Annotated in this window: 15 protein-coding genes; 13 read left to right on the top strand and 2 right to left on the bottom strand. The window is 70.4% G+C overall.

Annotation, left to right across the window (positions count from 1 at the left end; genetic code table 11):
* Positions 1 to 36 precede the first annotated feature (36 nt).
* The 9 genes from mreC (at position 37) to GA0115233_RS41295 (ending at position 12,718) form a co-directional block, all read left to right on the top strand.
* Positions 37 to 984: a rod shape-determining protein MreC gene (gene mreC / locus GA0115233_RS31135; RefSeq protein WP_093723661.1), complete on the top strand. Its 948-nt coding sequence runs from the start codon at positions 37 to 39 to the stop codon at positions 982 to 984.
* Positions 985 to 997: 13 nt separating this feature from the next.
* Positions 998 to 1,666 (top strand): rod shape-determining protein MreD, encoded by a 669-nt coding sequence (mreD, locus tag GA0115233_RS31130; RefSeq protein WP_093723660.1) that lies wholly within the window; start codon positions 998 to 1,000, stop codon positions 1,664 to 1,666.
* Between the two features lie 151 nt (positions 1,667 to 1,817).
* Positions 1,818 to 4,076 (top strand): penicillin-binding protein 2, encoded by a 2,259-nt coding sequence (gene mrdA, locus GA0115233_RS31125; protein ID WP_093723659.1) that lies wholly within the window; start codon positions 1,818 to 1,820, stop codon positions 4,074 to 4,076.
* Positions 4,073 to 5,272, top strand: coding sequence for a rod shape-determining protein RodA (gene rodA, locus GA0115233_RS31120; RefSeq protein WP_093723658.1), 1,200 nt, complete (start codon positions 4,073 to 4,075; stop codon positions 5,270 to 5,272). The genes mrdA and rodA overlap by 4 nt, the downstream gene beginning before the upstream one ends.
* 81 nt (positions 5,273 to 5,353) lie before the next feature.
* Positions 5,354 to 6,847 carry a CYTH and CHAD domain-containing protein gene (locus GA0115233_RS31115; RefSeq protein ID WP_093723657.1) on the top strand — a complete coding sequence of 498 codons (1,494 nt, stop codon included), beginning with the start codon at positions 5,354 to 5,356 and terminating at the stop codon, positions 6,845 to 6,847.
* Positions 6,848 to 6,928: 81 nt separating this feature from the next.
* A complete protein-coding gene (locus tag GA0115233_RS31110) occupies positions 6,929 to 8,899 on the top strand; it encodes a TIGR03960 family B12-binding radical SAM protein (RefSeq protein ID WP_093723677.1) in 1,971 nt (656 codons plus the stop codon).
* Between the two features lie 725 nt (positions 8,900 to 9,624).
* Positions 9,625 to 10,014 (top strand): hypothetical protein, encoded by a 390-nt coding sequence (locus GA0115233_RS31100; RefSeq protein WP_255310421.1) that lies wholly within the window; start codon positions 9,625 to 9,627, stop codon positions 10,012 to 10,014.
* Between the two features lie 186 nt (positions 10,015 to 10,200).
* Positions 10,201 to 12,222, top strand: coding sequence for a restriction endonuclease (locus GA0115233_RS31095; protein ID WP_093723655.1), 2,022 nt, complete (start codon positions 10,201 to 10,203; stop codon positions 12,220 to 12,222).
* 37 nt (positions 12,223 to 12,259) lie between these two features.
* Positions 12,260 to 12,718 carry a redoxin domain-containing protein gene (locus GA0115233_RS41295; protein WP_304363119.1) on the top strand — a complete coding sequence of 153 codons (459 nt, stop codon included), beginning with the start codon at positions 12,260 to 12,262 and terminating at the stop codon, positions 12,716 to 12,718.
* Positions 12,719 to 12,724: 6 nt separating this feature from the next.
* On the opposite strand, the gene GA0115233_RS31085 is transcribed toward GA0115233_RS41295, so the two are convergent.
* Positions 12,725 to 13,843, bottom strand: a complete 1,119-nt coding sequence (locus GA0115233_RS31085; RefSeq protein WP_093723653.1) for a glycosyltransferase — start codon at positions 13,841 to 13,843, stop codon at positions 12,725 to 12,727.
* A gap of 131 nt (positions 13,844 to 13,974) precedes the next feature.
* Here GA0115233_RS31085 and GA0115233_RS31080 point away from each other — a divergent pair, with 131 nt between their 5' ends.
* Complete coding sequence (locus tag GA0115233_RS31080; RefSeq protein ID WP_093723652.1) at positions 13,975 to 15,489, top strand: glycosyltransferase family 39 protein; 1,515 nt, start codon at positions 13,975 to 13,977, stop codon at positions 15,487 to 15,489.
* Positions 15,490 to 15,528: 39 nt separating this feature from the next.
* Here GA0115233_RS31080 and GA0115233_RS41290 read toward each other — a convergent pair whose 3' ends face one another.
* Positions 15,529 to 16,359, bottom strand: a complete 831-nt coding sequence (locus GA0115233_RS41290) for a hypothetical protein (RefSeq protein ID WP_176712008.1) — start codon at positions 16,357 to 16,359, stop codon at positions 15,529 to 15,531.
* A gap of 240 nt (positions 16,360 to 16,599) precedes the next feature.
* Between GA0115233_RS41290 and GA0115233_RS31070 the strand changes: the two genes are divergently transcribed.
* From GA0115233_RS31070 to GA0115233_RS41285, 3 genes are all read left to right on the top strand, one after another.
* A complete protein-coding gene (locus GA0115233_RS31070) occupies positions 16,600 to 17,850 on the top strand; it encodes a hypothetical protein (protein ID WP_093723651.1) in 1,251 nt (416 codons plus the stop codon).
* Positions 17,851 to 17,898: 48 nt separating this feature from the next.
* A complete protein-coding gene (locus tag GA0115233_RS31065) occupies positions 17,899 to 18,660 on the top strand; it encodes a TIGR03936 family radical SAM-associated protein (RefSeq protein WP_093723650.1) in 762 nt (253 codons plus the stop codon).
* A gap of 262 nt (positions 18,661 to 18,922) precedes the next feature.
* Complete coding sequence (locus GA0115233_RS41285) at positions 18,923 to 19,306, top strand: hypothetical protein (RefSeq protein WP_176712007.1); 384 nt, start codon at positions 18,923 to 18,925, stop codon at positions 19,304 to 19,306.
* Positions 19,307 to 19,417 lie beyond the last annotated feature (111 nt).

Genomic DNA, 19,417 nt, shown 5'->3' with positions numbered 1-19,417 from the left:
CCCGAAATTCCTATGAGGAAGGCACGGCCGCCGCACGTGAGGGACACACGAGAGAGCCGGCTGCTCCTGGTGCTGCTGATCGCGATCGCGTTCGCGCTGATCACGGTGGACATCCGCGGCGGGGAGGACTCGCCGGTCGACGGTGCCCGCCAGGCCGCGGCCACCGTCTTCGGCCCGATCGAGGACGGTGTCTCGTCCGCGGTCGATCCCGTCGGCAACGCGGTCTCCGCCATCCGTGACTCCGGCGAACGCCACGACCGGATCGCGCAGCTGGAGAAGGAGAACGCCGCCCTCAAGGCCAAGCTCGGCAGCGACGACCGCAACCGCAGCAGACTCAAGCAGCTCGACAAAATGCTGAAGGTCGCGGGCCAGGGCCAGTACGGGATCAAGGGCGCCGAGGTCATCGCGATAGGAGCGGCCCAGGGATTCTCCTGGACCATCACCATCGACGCCGGAGCCAACGACGGCATCGAACGCGACATGACCGTCCTCAACGGCGACGGCCTCGTCGGCCGGGTCACCACCGTCGGCCCCAGCACCGCGACCGTGCTGCTCGCCAGCGACCCCGACTTCACCGTCGGCACCCGCATGGAGGGCAACGACGAACTCGGCTTCGCCGCCGGGCAGGGTGACGGGCCGCTGCGCGTGGAACTCCTCAACGGCAAGGCGAAGGTGAAGAAGGGCGACCGGCTGGTCACCTTCGGCTCGCAGGCCGACAAGCCCTTCGTGCCCGGCGTTCCGGTCGGTGTGGTCAGCCGCGTCGACCCCTCCTCCGGTGACCTGACCCGGACCCTGTACGTCACGCCGTACGTCAGCTTCACCAAGCTGGACATCGTCGGCGTCGTCGTCCAGGCCCCGAAGAAGGACCCGCGCGACACGGTCCTGCCCGCCAAGCCCAAGCCGACCCCCACGCCGACCGTGACGGTCACCGTCACCCCGTCCGGCCAGGTGGGCGACGGCCAGTTCACGCAAGAAGAGCAGTAGGAGCTGAAGCACCATGCGCGTCAACCGGATCCTGCTCTCCTCCTCGCTGGTCGTCGTCGCCCTGGTCGTCCAGGTCAGTGTCCTGGCCCGGCTGCACCTGCCCGGTGCCGTCCCCGACCTGCTCCTGCTGACCGTCCTCGGCCTGGCGATGGTCTACGGCCATGTCGGCGGCGCCCTCATCGGCTTCGGCGCGGGACTCCTCGCCGACCTCGCCCCGCCCGCCGACCACGCCGCGGGCCGCTACGCGCTCGTGCTGTGCGTCATCGGCTACCTCGCCGGGCTCATCAAACCGGAGAACGGCCAGCTGAAGTCGGCCACCGGACCCATGGTCGTGGTGGTCGCCGCCGCCCTCGGCTCCACCCTGCTCTACGCCGGGGTCGGCGCCCTCGTCGGCGACACCGCCGCCCGCCATGTCGGCCTCGGCGGCCTGCTGTTCACGGCCGCGCTCTACGACCTGCTGCTCGCCCCGTTCGTGGTCCCCGGCATCATGTGGCTGGCCAGACGCGCCGAGAACGACCCCCTGGCCGAGACCAGCTCCGCGGCGAAGACCAACATCGCCAGCGGCTGGCTCTCCGGCGGCACCGGGCTGCGCATCGGCAGCCAGCGCGGCGGACTGAAGGTGAAGGCGGCACGGACCCGCACCGCCCGCGCCGGGCGCATCAAGGGGGTCAAGCGGCTGTGACGGCGCGCGAGTTCACTCGAACGGGTTCACGGACGCGGAACGCCGATTCACAGGTCGGGCGTTCATCATGCGTACGCGCCATCACCACTGAATGCCTACGCGGCATCACCACTGAAGACATCCGTACGCCGGCGCACTGAGAGGGGGCGGCATGACCAACATTCCCGAGACGGGACGGACCCCGCGGGTCCAGATCCGGCTCGTCATGATCCAGATTCTCGTCCTGTCCCTGCTCGGCACGCTCGGCGGCAGGCTCTGGTACCTCCAGATCCGCGAGGGCGAGGCCTACGCCAAGGAAGCGTCCGGCAACCACGTCCAGCAGGTCGTCGACCCGGCCCCGCGCGGCTCCATCCTGGACGCGCGCGGCGTCGCCCTGGCCGACAACGAGACCCGGCTGGTCGTCTCCGCCTCCCGCACCGAGCTGCTGAAGATGAAGGACGACGGCAAGGCCGTCCTGACCAAGCTCGCCGGCGTCCTCGGGATGAAGCCCAAGGAAGTGATGGAGAAGGTCCGGCTCTGCGACGCCGAGACCCCCCAGCCCTGCTGGAACGGCTCGCCGTACCAGCCGATCCCCATCACCGACGAGGCCACCGCCAAGCAGGCCCTGCAGATCCGCGAGCGCGCCGAGGACTTCCCCGGCATCACCGCCGAGCCCCAGGCCGTACGGCGGTACGCGGGCCCCGGCGGGTCCAACACCGCCCAGGTCCTCGGCTACCTCTCCCCGGTCACCGACGAGGAGATCACCAAGGCCCAGGACACCGACTCGCCCTACCTGCGCTCCGACCAGGTCGGCCGCTCCGGCCTGGAGCGCCAGTACGACAAGGCGCTGCGCGGCAAGGCGGGCGTCACCCGCTACGAGGTGGACAACCTCGGCCGGGTCATCGGCGAGGCCGAGGCCGACCCCGCCCAGCCCGGCGCCAACCTCGTCACCAGCATCGACGCCCGCGTCCAGCGGGTCGCCGAGTACGAGCTGAACGAGGCGATGAAGGAAGCCCGCAAGCAGTGGGACCGCAACACCCAGGAGCAGTACAAGGCCGACGCGGGCGCGGTCGTGGTGATGGAGGCCAAGACCGGCCGGGTCGTCGCCATGGCGTCCAACCCCTCCTACGACCCCAACGCCTGGGTGGGCGGCATCTCCGCCAAGGACTACAAGAAGCTCACCGGCAAGTCCTCCAACTACCCGCTGCTGAACCGCGCCATACAGGGTCAGGCCGCACCCGGCTCGATCTTCAAGGTGGTCTCCACCGCCGCCGCGGTCCAGGCCGGCTACGACTTCGACGGCCGCTACAACTGCTCCAGCGCCTACTCCGTGGGCGGCCAGACCTTCAAGAACTTCGAGTCCCAGAACCACGGCATGATCAACCTCGGCCGTGCCCTGGAGGTCTCCTGCGACACCGTCTACTACTCCCTCGCGCACAACGAGTGGAAGAAGGACGGCGGCATCAACCCCAAGGGCAAGCCGAAGGACTACTTCTACAAGGCCGCCCACCAGTTCGGCCTCGGCAAGGAGACCGGCATCGACCTGCCCAACGAGGTCACCGGCCGGGTCCCGGACCGTCAGTGGAAGCAGAACTACTGGAAGGCCAACAAGGACGCCTGGTGCAAGACCGGCAAGAAGGACGGCGACTACGTCGAGCAGATCGCCTACGAGAACTGCCTCGAAGGCAACAAGATGCGCGCCGGTGACGAGATCAACTACTCCATCGGCCAGGGCGACACCCTGGTGACCCCCATCCAGATGGCCACCATCTACGCGGCCATCTCCAACGGCGGCACCCTGTACAACCCGACGGTCGGCAAGGCGATCATCAGCGCCGACGGCAAGCAGGTCACCGAGATCAAGCCCAAGGCGCACGGCAAGCTGCCGGTCAGCAAGCAGACCCTGGCCCAGATGGACGACGCCCTGGAAGGCGTGGCCACCCGCGGTACCGCCGCCTGGCGGTTCGGCGGCTGGCCCCAGGACAAGATCCCGATGCACGCCAAGACCGGTACCGCGGAGGTCTACGGCAAGCAGACCACGTCCTGGTTCGCCACGTACACCAAGGACTACGCGATCGTCATGACGATCTCCCAGGGTGGTACGGGCTCCGGCGCCTCCGGCCCCGCCGTCCGCAACATCTACGACGCCCTCTACGGCGTCTCCGACGACGGCACCATCAACAAGAAGAACGCCCTGCTGTACCAGCCGCAGAAGAAGCTGCCGAAGATCCAGGCGGACGGCTCCATCGACTCCCCGAAGGTCGGCAAGGACCCCGCCAAGAAGCAGCGCGCCCTCCAGGAGGGCACCCCCGAGAACAACGGCGCCGACGGCACCCAGCAGGGAGCGACGGTGGGCACGCCCACGAACGAGAACCGAGACACGCGCCGCCGCCGGCAGGGCCGCCGACGGCGCCCGAGGAGGCTGACGTGACCGGCGCCAACAGCTTCCAGGTCTCCGGGTACGGGCCGGAGCGGGCGGGCTGGACCCGCCTGTTCGCCCGTGACTCCCTCGCCCGCAGGCTGGACTGGCCGATACTGACGGCGGCGCTCGCGCTGTCGCTGATCGGCTCGGTCCTGGTCTTCTCGGCCACCCGCAACCGCACCGAGATCAACCAGGGAGACCAGTACTACTTCCTGCTCCGGCACCTGCTGAACACCGGCATCGGCTTCGCGCTGATGGTCGGCACCATCTGGCTCGGCCACCGCACCCTGCGCACGGCCGTGCCGATCCTGTACGGCGTCTCGGTGTTCCTGATCCTGCTGGTGCTCACCCCGCTCGGCTCGACCATCAACGGCGCCCACTCCTGGATCAAGCTGCCCGGCGGATTCTCGCTGCAGCCCTCGGAGTTCGTGAAGGTCACGATCATCCTGGGCATGGCGATGCTGCTCGCGGCACGCGTGGACGCGGGCGACAAGCCCTACCCCGACCACCGCACCGTCCTGCAGGCCCTAGGCCTCGCCGCCGTGCCGATGCTGATCGTGCTGCTCATGCCCGACCTCGGTTCGGTCATGGTGATGGTCGTCATCGTCCTCGGCGTGCTGCTGGCCTCCGGCGCCTCCAACCGCTGGGTGCTCGGCCTGCTCTCGGCCGGCGCCATCGGCGGCATCGCGGTCTGGCAGCTGCAGATCCTCGACGAGTACCAGATCGCCCGCTTCGCCGCCTTCGCCAACCCCGAACTCGACCCGGCCGGCGTCGGCTACAACACCAACCAGGCGCGCATCGCGATCGGTTCCGGCGGACTGACCGGCGCCGGGCTGTTCCACGGCTCACAGACCACCGGACAGTTCGTGCCCGAGCAGCAGACCGACTTCGTCTTCACGGTGGCGGGGGAGGAGCTGGGCTTCGTCGGCGGCGGGCTCATCATCTTCCTGCTCGGCATACTGCTGTGGCGCGCCTGCCGCATCGCCCGCGAGACCACCGAGCTGTACGGCACCATCGTCGCGGCCGGGATCGTCGCCTGGTTCGCCTTCCAGGCCTTCGAGAACATCGGCATGACCCTCGGCATCATGCCGGTCACCGGCCTGCCCCTGCCGTTCGTCTCCTACGGCGGATCCTCGATGTTCGCGGTGTGGGTGGCGGTCGGCCTGTTGCAGTCGATCCGCGTGCAACGCCCGATGTCCGCATAGCCGTCGCCAACCCCCGGTTCACCTGGGGGTTGGCCGTTGCGGACCCTGTTGTCCCGCCATGACTCACATTAGATTCGGGTCATGGCGGACACGAAGCGCGAGATCGAGCGGAAGTACGAGTCCGACGAGAGCGGTCTGCCCGACCTGACCGGCGTGGCCGGGGTCGCGGCCGTCATCGACAAGGGCGTCGCCCATCTGGACGCCACCTACTACGACACCGAGGACGAGCGCCTGGCCGCCGCCTCGATCACCCTGCGCCGCCGCACCGGCGGCACGGACGCGGGCTGGCACCTCAAGCTCCCCGTCACCACCGGTGTCCGCGACGAGATCCACGCGCCCCTGTCCGACACCGTCCCGCGCGCCCTCACCGGCCTGGTCCGCTCCCACGTCCGCGACCACGCCCTGCTGCCCCTGGTCCGGCTGCGCTCCGAACGCGACGTCCGTCATCTCGTGGACGCCGACGGAGTACTGCTCGCCGAGGTCTGCGTGGACGCCGTACGCGCCGAGCGCCTCGGCACCGGCGCACAGGCCCAGTGGACCGAGATAGAGGTCGAACTGGCCGACGGCCGCGACCCCGTCGTCCTCCGCAAGATCGACAAGCGGCTGCGCAAGGCGGGCGTACAGCCATCGGGGTCGTCCTCGAAACTCGCCCGGGCGCTCGCCGAGACCGGGAGCGGCCCTCGGCAACGGGCCGAACCACCCTTGGTCACCGCCGGCGACCACGTCCTGGCCTACCTCCGGGCCCAGCGGGACGCCATCGTCGAACTGGACCCGGCCGTGCGGCGCGACGAGTACGACTCCGTGCACCGCATGCGGGTCGCCACCCGGCGGATGCGCAGCGCCTTCCGGTCCTTCGGCAAGGTCCTCGACCGCTCAGTCACCGACCCGATCGGCGAGGAGCTGAAGTGGCTGGCCGGGGAACTGGGCGTCGACCGCGACCGGGAAGTCCTCACCGAGCGGCTGACCGCCGCCCTGGACGACCTCCCCAGAACCCTGCTGGCCGGGCCCGTCCGCACCCGGCTGCGCACCTGGACCCACGCCCGCCGCGGCGGCTCCCGCCGACGCCTGATCGCCGTACTCGACGGGAAGCGATACCTGGAACTGCTGGGCGCGCTGGACGCGCTGGTGGACGAGCCGCCCCTGCGCAAGGCGGCCGCCGGGGACCCGGAGAAGGTGATCGGGAAGGCGGTGACGAAGGACTTCAAGAAGCTGTCCGCCCGCATCGACGAGGCCCTCGCCCTGCCGCCGGGCCACGACCGGGACCTCGCGCTGCACGAGGCACGCAAGAAGACCAAGCGCACCCGCTACTCGGCCGAGGCAGCCGTACCGACCCTCGGAGAGCGGGCCCAAGACCTCCTCAAGTCGATGAAGGACCTGCAGAACCTGCTCGGCGACCACCAGGACAGCGTGATGACCCGCCAGGCCCTGCGGGAACTGGCCCGGACGGCGCAGGCGGCGGGGGAGAGCTCCTTCACCTACGGGGTGCTGTACGGCAGGGAGGAGCGCCGGGCCGCGGACGACGAGGCGGCGCTCCCGGCCGCCTGGGAGGCGATCAAGGAGGGGTCGGCCGTCTGAGCGTACGGGGCACCGCCGCGCTCGCGTTAGGCTGGATGGTCACCCCTGTCCGTTTCAGTCCAGCCCATGAAGGTACGCGAGATGCCTGCCGAAGTCGCTGCGTCGGTGTTCCCGCAGCTCGAAGCCCTGCTCCCGCATGTGCAGAAGCCGATCCAGTACGTGGGCGGCGAGCTCAACTCCACGGTCAAGCCGTGGGAGGACTGCGATGTCCGCTGGGCGCTCATGTACCCCGACGCCTACGAGGTCGGGCTGCCCAACCAGGGCGTCATGATCCTCTACGAGGTCCTGAACGAACAGGAGGGCGTCCTCGCCGAGCGCACCTACAGCGTGTGGCCGGACCTGGAGGCCCTGATGCGGGAGCACGGCGTCCCGCAGTTCACGGTGGACAGCCACCGCCCGGTGCGCGACTTCGACGTGCTGGGCCTGAGCTTCTCCACCGAGCTGGGCTACACCAACATGCTCACGGCCCTGGACCTCGCGGGCATCCCGCTGGAGTCCAAGGACCGCGGCCTGGACGACCCGATCGTGCTGGCCGGCGGCCACGCCGCGTTCAACCCCGAGCCGATCGCGGACTTCATCGACGCCGCGATCATCGGCGACGGCGAGCAGGCCGTGCTCGACATGACGCGGATCATCCGGGAGTGGAAGGCCGAGGGCCGCCCCGGCGGCCGCGAGGAGGTCCTCTTCCGCCTCGCCAAGACGGGCGGGGTCTACATCCCGGCCTTCTACGACGTCGAGTACCTGCCCGACGGCCGGATCGCCCGCGTGGTTCCGAACAAGTCGGGCGTCCCGTGGCGTGTGTCCAAGCACACGGTGATGGACCTCGACGAGTGGCCCTACCCCAAGCAGCCGCTGGTCCCGCTCGCGGAGACGGTCCACGAGCGCATGTCGGTGGAGATCTTCCGCGGCTGCACCCGAGGCTGCCGCTTCTGCCAGGCCGGCATGATCACCCGCCCCGTGCGCGAGCGCTCGATCACGGGCATCGGCGACATGGTGGAGAAGGGCCTGAAGGCGACGGGCTTCGAGGAGGTGGGCCTGCTGTCCCTCTCCTCGGCCGACCACAGCGAGATCGGCGACATCGCCAAGGGCCTGGCCGACCGCTACGAGGAGGACAAGATCGGCCTGTCCCTCCCCTCCACCCGCGTGGACGCCTTCAACATCGACCTGGCCAACGAGCTGACCCGCAACGGCCGCCGCTCGGGCCTGACCTTCGCCCCCGAGGGCGGCTCGGAGCGCATCCGCAAGGTCATCAACAAGATGGTCTCCGAGGACGACCTCATCCGCACCGTCGCGACGGCGTACGGCAACGGCTGGCGCCAGGTGAAGCTGTACTTCATGTGCGGCCTGCCGACGGAAACGGACGAGGACGTACTCCAGATCGCCGACATGGCGACCAAGGTGATCGCGAAGGGCCGAGAGGTCTCCCGCTCGAACGACATCCGCTGCACGGTCTCGATCGGCGGCTTCGTCCCCAAGCCCCACACCCCCTTCCAGTGGGCCCCGCAGCTCTCCGCGGAAGAAACGGACGCCCGCCTCGAAAAGCTCCGCGACAAGATCCGGGGCGACAAGAAGTACGGCCGCTCCATCGGCTTCCGCTACCACGACGGCAAGCCCGGCATCGTGGAAGGCCTCCTGTCCCGCGGCGACCGCCGCATCGGCGCCGTCATCCGCGCGGTCTACGAGGACGGCGGCCGCTTCGACGGCTGGCGCGAGCACTTCTCCTACGACCGCTGGATGCAGTGCGCGGAGAAGGCCCTGGCCCCCTACGGCGTCGACGTCGACTGGTACACCACCCGCGAGCGCACCTACGAGGAGGTCCTCCCCTGGGACCACCTCGACTCCGGCCTCGACAAGGACTGGCTCTGGGAGGACTGGCAGGACGCCCTCGACGAAACAGAGGTCGAGGACTGCCGCTGGACGCCTTGCTTCGACTGCGGCGTGTGCCCGCAGATGGACACCCACATCCAAATCGGCCCGACGGGCAAGAAGCTGCTGCCTCTCACGGTCAAGAACGCGGGTCCGTCGCCGGCTGCGAGCGGTCACTCTCACTGAGGGTGACTCAAGCCTCTCGATCGGGTCGTTGAGGCGCTGGCCGGGGCGGGCGAGGACGAGGTGAGGGCTGCGTGTGATGCGGCCCTTACCTCCCACGGTGGAGTCGGTATGGACCCCCTAGGGCTCCTTTCGGTCAGATTGTCTGCTGGCTGCATGAATCGCCGGGTCCGTAGCCACGGTTACTGGCATGGCGACTTCGGGGGCGAAGAGCAGTCGGTTCGGTGGTCTGGGTCAGTGGTGGGGGTCCTGGCCGGGGCGCTTCTCATCGCGGCATGGATCAACAGGGCAGCGGGCCCGGCGGTGATCATCACTCTGTCGGCCGTGGCCCTGATGTGGTCCTTCCTCCATGCCCCGGTGGCCTGCGGGGTGGGGAGCTTCCTTTCCGGGCCGGTGGCGCTGGTTCCGGGTGTTGCTGTCTGATACAGCAAGCGCACCGAGGCTCCTACGAGGCGGCGCACAGCGGCTTTCGCCTGAGTGGCTGCTCTCCGTTCGCGGGGTGGCTCACCGCTTCCTAGCGTGGCGGTATCCGCTACGGAGGAGGCGCCATGTCAGCGAATGAGCCGCCTGCAAGTGGGCCTCGGTGGCACAACCCGGGCGATGGTGGTTCTCCCCCGCCCGGCCAATGGGCATCCCCGCCCGGGCCGCCGCAGAACAAGCAGCGGAGCCGTGGCTGCCTGTGGGGATGTGTCGGTGCCTTGGGGGCGGTGGTCGTCATCCTCATTGTCGTGCTCGTGATCGCCCTGGGCGATGACGAGGACGAGAGCACTCCGGCGCCCACGCGGACTCCCGCCACGAAGCCGGCGAAGGAGCAGCCGGAGGAACCCAAGGGTGAACGAGCCGACCTCGTCAGCTTCCGGCTGGACGACCGTTCGGAAGGTGGCCTCACCAATATCTGGGTCGTTTGGACGATCAAGAACAACAGCAGCGAGAAGTCCAACTACTCCTGGGACTGGGAGGCGGTCGACGCCGACGGCACTCGGGTGGAGAACGGTTCGCAGTTGGAGACGGACGTGCAACCGGGGCAGACCGCCGAGGGGGAGTACCCCACAACGCTCAAGACGGTGCAGGGCATCAAACTCAACATCACCGACTTCAACCGCACGGCCAGCTACTGAGCAGGGGTTTGCTGGGTTCGGTGGTCGTTGGCAAGTTGATGTCCAGGACCGTGATTGCTGGATAAAGTCGGCTTGTTACACCTGGTTGCGGGGGCGGCCGGGGTTCGGTCGGCGTTGCCGACGTCCTGGGGAGGGCTTGAGCGGATGAGTCGTCGCTCTGCTGGTTTCATCGGTACTTGGGCCGAGATGCAGCGGCAGCATCAACGTCAGATCGAGTCCGAGGAGAGGCGGCGACGGGAAGAGGCCCGTCAGGCGCGGCTCCGCCAGAGACACGCCGCTCAGGAGTACCGGGAGTTCCGGCAGGCGGAGGCCCGCAGGCTGACGGCGGAGTTGGACGAGCAGGTGGCGACCCTGCAGGGGTTGCTGACCGCGGGATGCCGGGTGCCGGCGTTCAGGGCGTCGTCTCTGATGCGTGCGGAGCAGGTTCCGCCGTTCGACCCCGGGCGGCTCGCTGTGCCGGTACGGATGCCGGACCCGAACCAGTACCAGGCGCAGGGAGGCTGGACCGCGAACCGGCGGGCGCAGGCCCAGGCCGAGGCGCGGGCCCGCTTCGAACGGGACTGGCATGCGGCGCAGGCGGCGGAGGCTCAGCGTGTTCAGCAACTGGCCGCCGCCGAGCGGGACTACATGCAGCGGACGGAGGCGCAGCGTGCCGAGGTGCGACGGCACAACGCGGGCGTGGCCGAGGCGGTCGCGGGTGTCCGGCGGGGTGATCCGGAGGCCGTGGTCGAGTTCTTCTCCGCTGCTCTCTACTCGTCGACGATCTGGCCGGAGGGTTTCCCACGGCAGATGGCGGCGGCCTTCGACTCGGCGGCGCGGCAGTTGGTGCTGGACTGGGAGATGCCGGGGTACGACATCGTCCCGGCGGCGAAGTCGGTGCGGTTCGTCCAGGCCGACAACCAGGACAAGGAGACCGCGCGTCCGGCGACCCAGCGGCGGGCGATGTACCGGGAAGTGCTGGCGCAGAGCATGCTGCTGGTGCTGCACCAGCTCTTCGGCGCCGACGAGTACGGCGTTCTCGACTCGGTCGCGCTGAACGGTTTCGTGGACGCCCCCGATCCCGCGACGGGCAGGCCGACGCGTATCTACCTGGCCACCGTCATGGCGCAGCGGGCGGCCTTCACCGATCTGCATCTGGAACAGGTGGACCCCACCAGTTGCCTGACGGACGCGCTGCGGGGGCAGTTGACGGCCAAGCCCGACCAGCTCACCTCCGTGCGGCCGAGTCGGCAGCCCCAGGATGTCGCCAGTCAGGCGGTCCCCCGTGGCGACGGCAGGGACGAGCCCGACCTGTACGACATGGACCCGATTGCCTTCGAGTCGCTCGTCGCCGATCTGTTCCGCGCCATGGGCATGCAGGCGGTGACGACTCAGCGGTCGAACGACGGCGGGGTGGACGTCGACGCGCTGGACCCCACGCCCATCCGCGGCGGCAAGATCGTGGTGCAGGTCAAGCGCTACCGCAGCACGGTGCCGCCCACGGCGGTGCGTGATCTGTACGGCACGGTCCAGGACGTGGGTGCCAACAAGGGCGTCCTGGTGACGACTTCCGGCTTCGGCCCCGGTTCGCACACCTTCGCCCGTGGCAAGCCTCTGGAGCTGATCTCCGGCACCGAACTCGTCGACCTGCTGCACCGGCACGGTCTGCGCGGACGACTGGGGGAGGGCGGGCGTCCGGCGGCTCCCGCGCGGCCGGAGCCCTCCGAGCCGGCGACTCCGGCCGATGACTACAACGTGCTGGGCATGACATGGTCCGGCAACGTGGCCCTGGATGTCTGCGCTCTCGTCTGCCAGGGCAACCGCGTCCTGAGCGAAGACCATTTTGTGTTCTTCAACAACCCGAGGACTCCGGACGGCACGGTGCGGGCGGTTCCGGCGACAGCACCCGACAAGGCGGCGATTCGGGTCGCCTTCGACAGCCTGCCGACGGCCGCGGACCGGTTCGTTCTGGTGGCCGCCGTCGACCCTGAGGTGAACCCGCACGCCGACCTCTCCGGATTCACCGACGCCTGCATCCGGTTGCTGGACCCGTCGCTGACCGAGCTCGGCCGCCTGGAGGTCTCCGACGGCCGCGCCGGAGAGACGGCGCTGGTACTTGGCTCCTTCAGGCACCGGTCCAACGGCGACTGGGACTTCGTCCTGGGCGGCAAGGGATATACCGGAGGGTTGGAGCAGCTGGTCAGCGAGTACGGCATCGAAGTCGAGTAGGCCGACGGACATCAACACCACCACCCGGAGATATCACGTGCAGCGCACCGTCCCCACCACAGAAGGCCCAGTCTCCGTCCCGTCCCCCGAGCACCGGTGGACCGTGTTGTTCTTCATTACCGAGCCCGGGATCGGGGAGCGGTTGCCCGAGTTGGGTGGGTGTACCTCGGGGCTGTGTTCGGCGCGGGACGCGGCGGCGGCGTTCGGGCGGGCCGGGGCCCGGGTGCTCGGGGTGAGTGCTCATGCGCCGGGGCACCTGGCCGAGTTCGCCGAGGGGCGGGCGCTGGGGTATCCGCTCGTCGGGGACGAGGATCTGGCCCTGGGGCGCGCCCTCGGTGTGCCCGAGGTGTGGGCCGAGGGGCGGGCGTTGTTCGATCGGGCAGCTGTGATCATCGACCGGGAGGGTGAGGTTCGGTCCCTCGTCCATCCGGTGCCGGAGCCCGGTCGGCATGCCGGGCTGGTGCTGGAGAAGCTTGCCGAGTTGGGTGCCTCCTGACCTAGGTCACGCCGGTTGGCGTTGCGGTGCCGACATCGCCAGTTTCGTGCGGGCGAAGTCGTAGTTGGCCTTGACGCGGTCGCGGTGTTCGTCGGGGAGAGTCCTGGTGTCGAGGAGTTTTTCGCAGGTCTCCAGGGACTCCCGGTAGGCGCCCATCCAGTAGGCGGCGACGGCCAGTTCGTCCAGGCACTGCCAGTCGTACCAGGCGTGTTCCACGAAGAGGATGTCGTCGGGGCGGGGGAGTTCGGCGGCTCGGCGGGCGAAGAGGTAGGCCAGGGGCCAGCGTTCGCCCTGGGTGCGGCAGAGGCGGGCCAGTTCGCCCAGGGGCTCGGCCCGCGTGGGGCGGGATTCGTGGGCTTCCAGGAAGCGGGTCATCACTTCCGGGGTGCGGCGGTTGAGGGTCGCGGCCAGGCGGGCCGCGTAGAGGCGGGAGCAGAAGGCCTCCTCGGCGAAGCCGTGCTCCATGGCCGCGCGGCGGTCGTAGGCGGCCAGGGCCTTCGCCGGTTCGCCGGCGTCGCGGTAGCTCTGGGCCAGGTAGAAGGCGTAGCGGGTGTTGCCCGGTTCCTTCGCCAGGCCGTCCTTCAGGATCGCGGCGTCGTGCAGGTACTTCGCCCGTGTGGTGCCCTGTGAGCGGGCGCCGCCGCCCATGATGCGCATCCGGACGCCGTCGAGGCGGGCCCGGGTGAACTCCGTGTCGCAGTCCAGGTATTCGTGCAGGACGCCGACGTACCGCCAGGGCAGGCGGGTGGAGACGAGGGCGGGGCGCCAGTGCACCACCGGGCCGTGGTGGACCTCGATGTCGTAGCAGTCGTGTGTCAGGTCGGGGCGGGTGAGGCCGGGGTCGGTCTCCAGTACGTCGTCGGCGTCGATGAAGAGCAGGTGGCCGGCGCGGTCCCGGGCGCGCTCGATGGCCTCCGTGCGGCTTGCCCCGAAGCCGCGCCAGGGGCTTTCGTACAGGTCTCCCGGCAGGTCGGCGAGGGTTTCGCGGACGATGTCCTGGGTGCCGTCGGTCGAGCCGGTGTCCAGGATCACCCAGGTGTCGACGAGCGGCCGTACGGATTCGAGGCAGCGGCGGATCACATGGGCCTCGTCCTTGACGATCATATTGAGGCAGACCGTTTTCATGGCTTTTTCTTTTCTCCGGAGAAAAGGACCGGCCGGTGAATTTATCGAGCCGTGGAGACGGGCACAAGCAGCCACCGGCGGATCGCCCGGTATAAGTGGGGAGTTCCTGCTGCCGGACCGGAGAAATACTTATGGTAATCACCGCGCAGTTGCCTCCGCCCCGCGAAGAATTCCGAGCCTTTGCCGCGGACCGGTCCGCGCGGGAGCGGACGGCGCTCTGGCTGGCGCCGTTCGTACTCACGCTGGTGCTGGTCTCGTTCGGGCTGACCGGCCCGCTGCTGGGCCGCGACGAACTGGTCACCTGGGACATGACCGGCCGGGACACCGACCGCATCCTGGCCACGCTGCGCAATGTCGACGCCGTGCACGGGACGTACTACCTGCTGATGCGCGGGTGGGTCGCGCTGTTCGGGGATTCCGTTCTCGCCCTGCGACTGCCGTCCCTTCTGGCGGCGGCGGGCACGGCGTCCGTCGTCGCCCTGCTCGGGCGTCGGCTCTTCGGATATCGGGCCGGTATTGTCGCCGGAATTGTTTTCGCGTGCGTACCGGCGGTGAGCCGCTACGGCCACGAGGCCCGTTCGTACGCCTTGGTGCTGCTCGCGGTCTGTGTCGCCACCCTTTTGGTGGTGCGGGTCCTGGACCGGCCCCACAGCCTCTGGCGGTGGGCTTCCTACGTCCTCGCGCTGGTCCTCACCGGAGCCCTCCACCTCATCGCCCTGTCCGTCGTCTGCGCGCATGTCTGCCTGCTCGCCGCCCGGGCCCGGCACGACCGCTCGCTTTGGTGGCGCTCGGCGCTCGCCCTGGCCGCGGTCGCCGCGTGCGTCACCCCGTTCGCCCTGCTCGGCAGGTCCCAGGCCGGACGCCAGCTGTACTGGGTACCGGAGCCGGACGGCTGGGCCCTGCTCGCCCTCCCCCAGGAACTGTTCGCCTCCGCCCTGTGCGCCGGCGCCCTGGCCGCCCTCGCACTGGCGGCCCGTTCCGAGCGCCGGTCGGCGCTGGTGCTGTGCGGCGCCTGGGCGCTGCTGCCGCCGGTGCTGGTCTGGGCCCTCTCGCACGGCGAGGTGTCGTACTTCCGGGGTGTGTACGTCCTGTTCACCCTCCCGGCGTGGGCGCTGCTCGCCGGGTCCGGACTGGACGCCGTTCGCCGCTCGTGGAAGGCGGTCGCGGCCGGAGCGGTGGTGCTCGCCCTGCTGACACTGCCGGACCACCGGCAGGTACGGGAGCGGTTCGCGCACAACGAGCCCGTGCCCCTCGACTACGCGGCGGCCGCCGAGATCGTCGAGCGGGGCCACCGGCCCGGGGACGCCGTCGTGTACGACCGGCACGACACCTGGAAGCTCGACGGGGGAGTGACCTACTACCTGCCGCGCGAACTGCGGCTGCGGGACGTCTTCCTGACGCGGACCCCGGCCGGGATCGACGACCTCTACGCGGTCCAGTGCGCCGAACCGGAGCGGTGTCTGAAGGACGAGCCGCGGATCTGGCTGCTGACGGAGGGCGAGGAGTTCCCGTTCCACGCGATCGATCCGGCGCAGGCGGGCGCCCTGCGCCAGCGGTACACGGTGAAGCAGAGCACGCCGGTGACCGGGATGACGGTGAGTCTGCTGGAGCGCATGGACACGGCAGGGGGTGTCCGGCAGCCCTGACGCTCCGCCGGACACCCCCTTGCGGGGCGCGCCGCCGTATTACGGCGTGGGCTGCCCGTTCACCAGCGCCCAGGGGTTTTCGCAGGTCAGCGTGACATCGCTGGTGTCGATGTCGCAGGTGGTCCCGTAGACGGCACCGGTGGTGGTGATGACCTCGATGGCCATGTCGCCCTCGGTGCCCCCGCCCAGGGCCTGCTGGGAGACGGCGATACCGCAGGCATTCGTCGGATAGCCGTCGAGGCCGCTGAGGTCGGTCCACACGAACGCACCCGGATCGGGCTGGAGGTCACGGATGCCCGCGTAGGCTCGGGCGAGCGGGTCGGCCATGGTCGCCGGGGTCAGCGCGGCCCGCAGCTCGAAGTTGTTCGAGTCGCGGGAGGCGTCGATGTCGGCGCAGACGCCGGGAGTGCCGGTGGCACCCGTCGCGCCCGTGGCGCCCGTCGCGCCCGTGGCCCCGGTGGCACCCGTCGCTCCGGCCGGGCCGGGGCGGCCCATGGCCCCCGTGGCGCCGGTGGCACCCGTGGCACCCGTCGCGCCCTTCGGGCCAGGTCGGCCCATCGCGCCGGTCGCCCCGGTGGCGCCCTTCGGCCCGGTGGCACCCGTGGCGCCGGTCGCGCCGCGGCACTTGTCCTTGCCGGCGTACGACGCCCCCTCGACCGTGCGCGGCTTGTGCGGCTTGTGGGGCTTGCAGTCCTTGTCGGTGTACGACGTCGCGAACGGCCGGGCGTCGGACACGGCGTCGGCGGCGGCAGCGGCGGGTGTGACCACGCCGGCCGCGATGACCAAGGCCAGCGAGGAGACCACGCCTGCCTGCTGGAATCTCGCCCGGGCGACCGGCCCGAGCAACGACGGTCTGGGTCGAGGACTCATGGGCTTGCTCCTTGCACGAAACGGGTCCGGGACAGTCCCGGACCTCGGTGCGAGGGTGACCCCTGGCCGCCGCGAGATCCGTCGCGTCCGCGTAGACGCGCCGTCAAATCGGTTAAACGGTCTAGCGCACAAGTGCGACGCACCGAGCGGGCCGGTGAAAGCGCGACGGGTGTCCAGCCGTGACGGCTTCGCAACACCCGGGGCGCATCCGTGCCGACCACGCCGAGCGTCTTGATCGGTATGGAACCGCGGAAGCCTTTGCCCGAGCCCCGGCGCCCCGAGGCAGCACAGCCCGAGGGCTGCCTGGTCGCCGCCGTCCGCATCCCCGTGCGGATCGTCGTTCTGGTGCTGGTCCTGCCCGTACGCATGGTGTGGGACGGCCTGGTCGTCGCCTGGCGGTTCTTGACCGACACCGTGTTCCGGCCCGCCGGCCGTGCCCTCGCCTGGCTCGGCCGCGCGCTGTTCGTGTGGCCCTTCGTGGGGCTGTGGCGGTACGTCCTGGTGCCGCTCGGCCGGGGGCTCGCCTGGCTCGGGAAGGTACTCGTCGTGCTGCCGCTGGTATGGCTGTACCGGGCCGTTCTCACGCCGATCGGGCACGGCTTCCTGTGGGCGGGCCGCGCCTTCGTGGCCGGGCTGGTGTGGCTGTACGCGCGCGTGCTGACGCCGATCGGGCACGGGTTCCTGTGGGTCGGCCGGGGGATCGTGGCGGGGCTGGTGTGGGTGTACCGGGCCGTCCTCACCCCCATCGGGCACGGCTTCCTCTGGGTCGGCCGAGGCATCGTGGCCGGACTCGGATGGGTGTACGCGAGCCTGCTGACCCCGGTCGGACGGGCCTTCCTGTGGCTGCTGAGGGGCATCGGCCTCGGGCTCGTCGCGCTCGGCACCGCCGTGTTCACGGCCGTCGCCTGGCTCGTGCGGTACCTGCTCGTCGTACCGGCGCTGTGGCTGTACCAGTGGGTGCTCACGCCGATCGGGCACGCCCTGGTGTGGACCGTGCGGGGGATCGGGCTCGGGCTGTACTGGATCGGGCGGGTGCTGATCGTGCTGCCCGTGCTCGGGCTGTGGCGGTGGGTGCTGGTGCCCGTCGGGCGGGCGCTGGCCGTTGTCGGGCGGGAGACAGGGGACGCGCTCGGGCATGCCTGGCGGGTCGCCGGACGGATCTCGCTCGCGGTCGGGCGGTTCTTCGGGACCCTCTTCCGGTGGATCTTCGTCGAGCCGGTGCGCTGGGTGTACCGGACCGTCCTCACCCCGGTCGGGCACGCCGTACGGGACGCGGTGCTGCGGCCCTGCGCTGAGGCCGCGCGCGCTGTCGGGCGGGGCACCAGGCAGGCGCTCGCCTCGGCACGCGAGTCCGTACGGCAGGCCCGCGCCGACTTCCGGCGCATGCTGTTCGGGGAGCCCCGTAAGCGGGAAGCGGTGGACCGGCGGGAACCTCGGGGCGCCGGGACACGTACTCTTGGTAGTAGTACGACCGCTCTCACGAAGGACTGAACGACACTGGGCAAGCGACAGCCCGAAGGCCCGCCGCCCGCTCCCGCGGTGCAGCGCATCCGACTGCGCTACACCAAGCGCGGCCGCCTCCGGTTCACCAGCCACCGTGACTTCCAGCGCGCCTTCGAGCGTGCGCTGCGCCGCGCCGACGTGCCCATGGCGTACTCGGCGGGGTTCACGCCGCATCCGAAGGTGTCGTACGCCAATGCCGCACCCACCGGCACGGGCAGTGAGGCGGAGTACCTGGAGATCGCGCTCACCGAGGCGCGGGATCCGGAGCAGCTCCGGCGGACGCTCGACGAGTCGCTGCCCGCCGGGCTCGACGTCATCGAGGCGGTCGAGGCCCGTACCTCCGGGCTCGCCGACCGGCTCACGGCGTCCGAGTGGGAACTGCGGCTCGACGGGGTGGAGCAGGCCGAGGCCGAGCGGGCCGTGGCCGCGTTCAACGCCGCCGAGACCGTCGAGGTCCAGCGCCTGACCAAGAACGGCGTCCGTACCTTCGACGCCCGCGCGGCGGTCGTGGATCTTGCCACGCACAGTACGACGGCTGATAGGCCGACCGACCAGCCCTGTGCGATACTGCGGCTGGTTGTTCGGCACGTGACGCCTGCCGTACGACCCGACGACGTCCTGTCCGGTCTCCGCGCCGTGGCCGACCTGGCGCCGCCGGTCCCCGCAGCGGTGACCAGGCTGGCGCAGGGGCTGCTCGATGAAGAGACCGGCACGGTGACCGACCCGCTCGCGCCCGACCGCGAGGCGGCGACGGCCCCTGCGGCCGGATCCGCTGCCGCCGCGAAGGCACCGGCGTAAGGAAGGTCCCGCGAAGGGACGGACGTCGTAGCGCCGCCCTCGTACTCGGGAGCCACCTGGGTCGGGCAGCGCACCGACCAGAAGACTTTCGCCAGGCCGTGCGCATGAGGCGTACGGAACCGGCGAGACAGGACACAGAGAGCTCCCGTGCGGCGCCCGCGCCCCGGACGGCGGCAGTCGCGCACGACGCGAGCCGCGGACGTCACCGGCACACCGCCGGACCAGGCGCGGCGCCCGGGAGCCTGACGGGAGATACGCCCGCATGCTCGAACCGACCGAGCCCACCCAGGGCTCCGAACCGAACACTCCCAGCGACACCCTGCCGCCGCGCCGTCGGCGACGTGCCGCGTCCCGCCCGGCGGGCCCGCCGGTCACCGCCTCCGCCACCGACTCCGAGACCGGGACCGCTCCGGCCATACCGGACGTGGAGGCCGAGAAGACCGAGGCCGAGGAGCCGGCGGTCGAGGAGACCGCGATCGCCGAGGCCGCCGAGGTCGCGGAGACCGAAGAGGTCACCGCCGAGGCCGAGGAAGCCGTGGAGGAGGCCGAGCGGGAAGAGGCCGTCGCCGTCGCCGACGAGCCCCCGTCGGCCGTACGCGCCGCCGTGTCGTCCGCCGGGCCTCCGCGCCCGCCGGTGCGCCCGTGAGCGTCGAGGCCGCCGAGACCATCGTTCCGGCCGCCGGCCCGGCCGAGGAGTCCGCGCCCGCCACCGAGGCCGTCGAGGCCGCCTCCGGTGCCGCGGCCGTGGAGGAGGCGG

It is taken from the genome of Streptomyces sp. DI166 (genome assembly GCF_900091315.1).
GTDB classification, from domain to species: Bacteria; Actinomycetota; Actinomycetes; order Streptomycetales; family Streptomycetaceae; genus Streptomyces; species Streptomyces fuscus.
The sequence above is the reverse complement of the archived record's forward strand: the minus strand, read 5'-3'. Positions and strand labels throughout refer to the sequence as shown.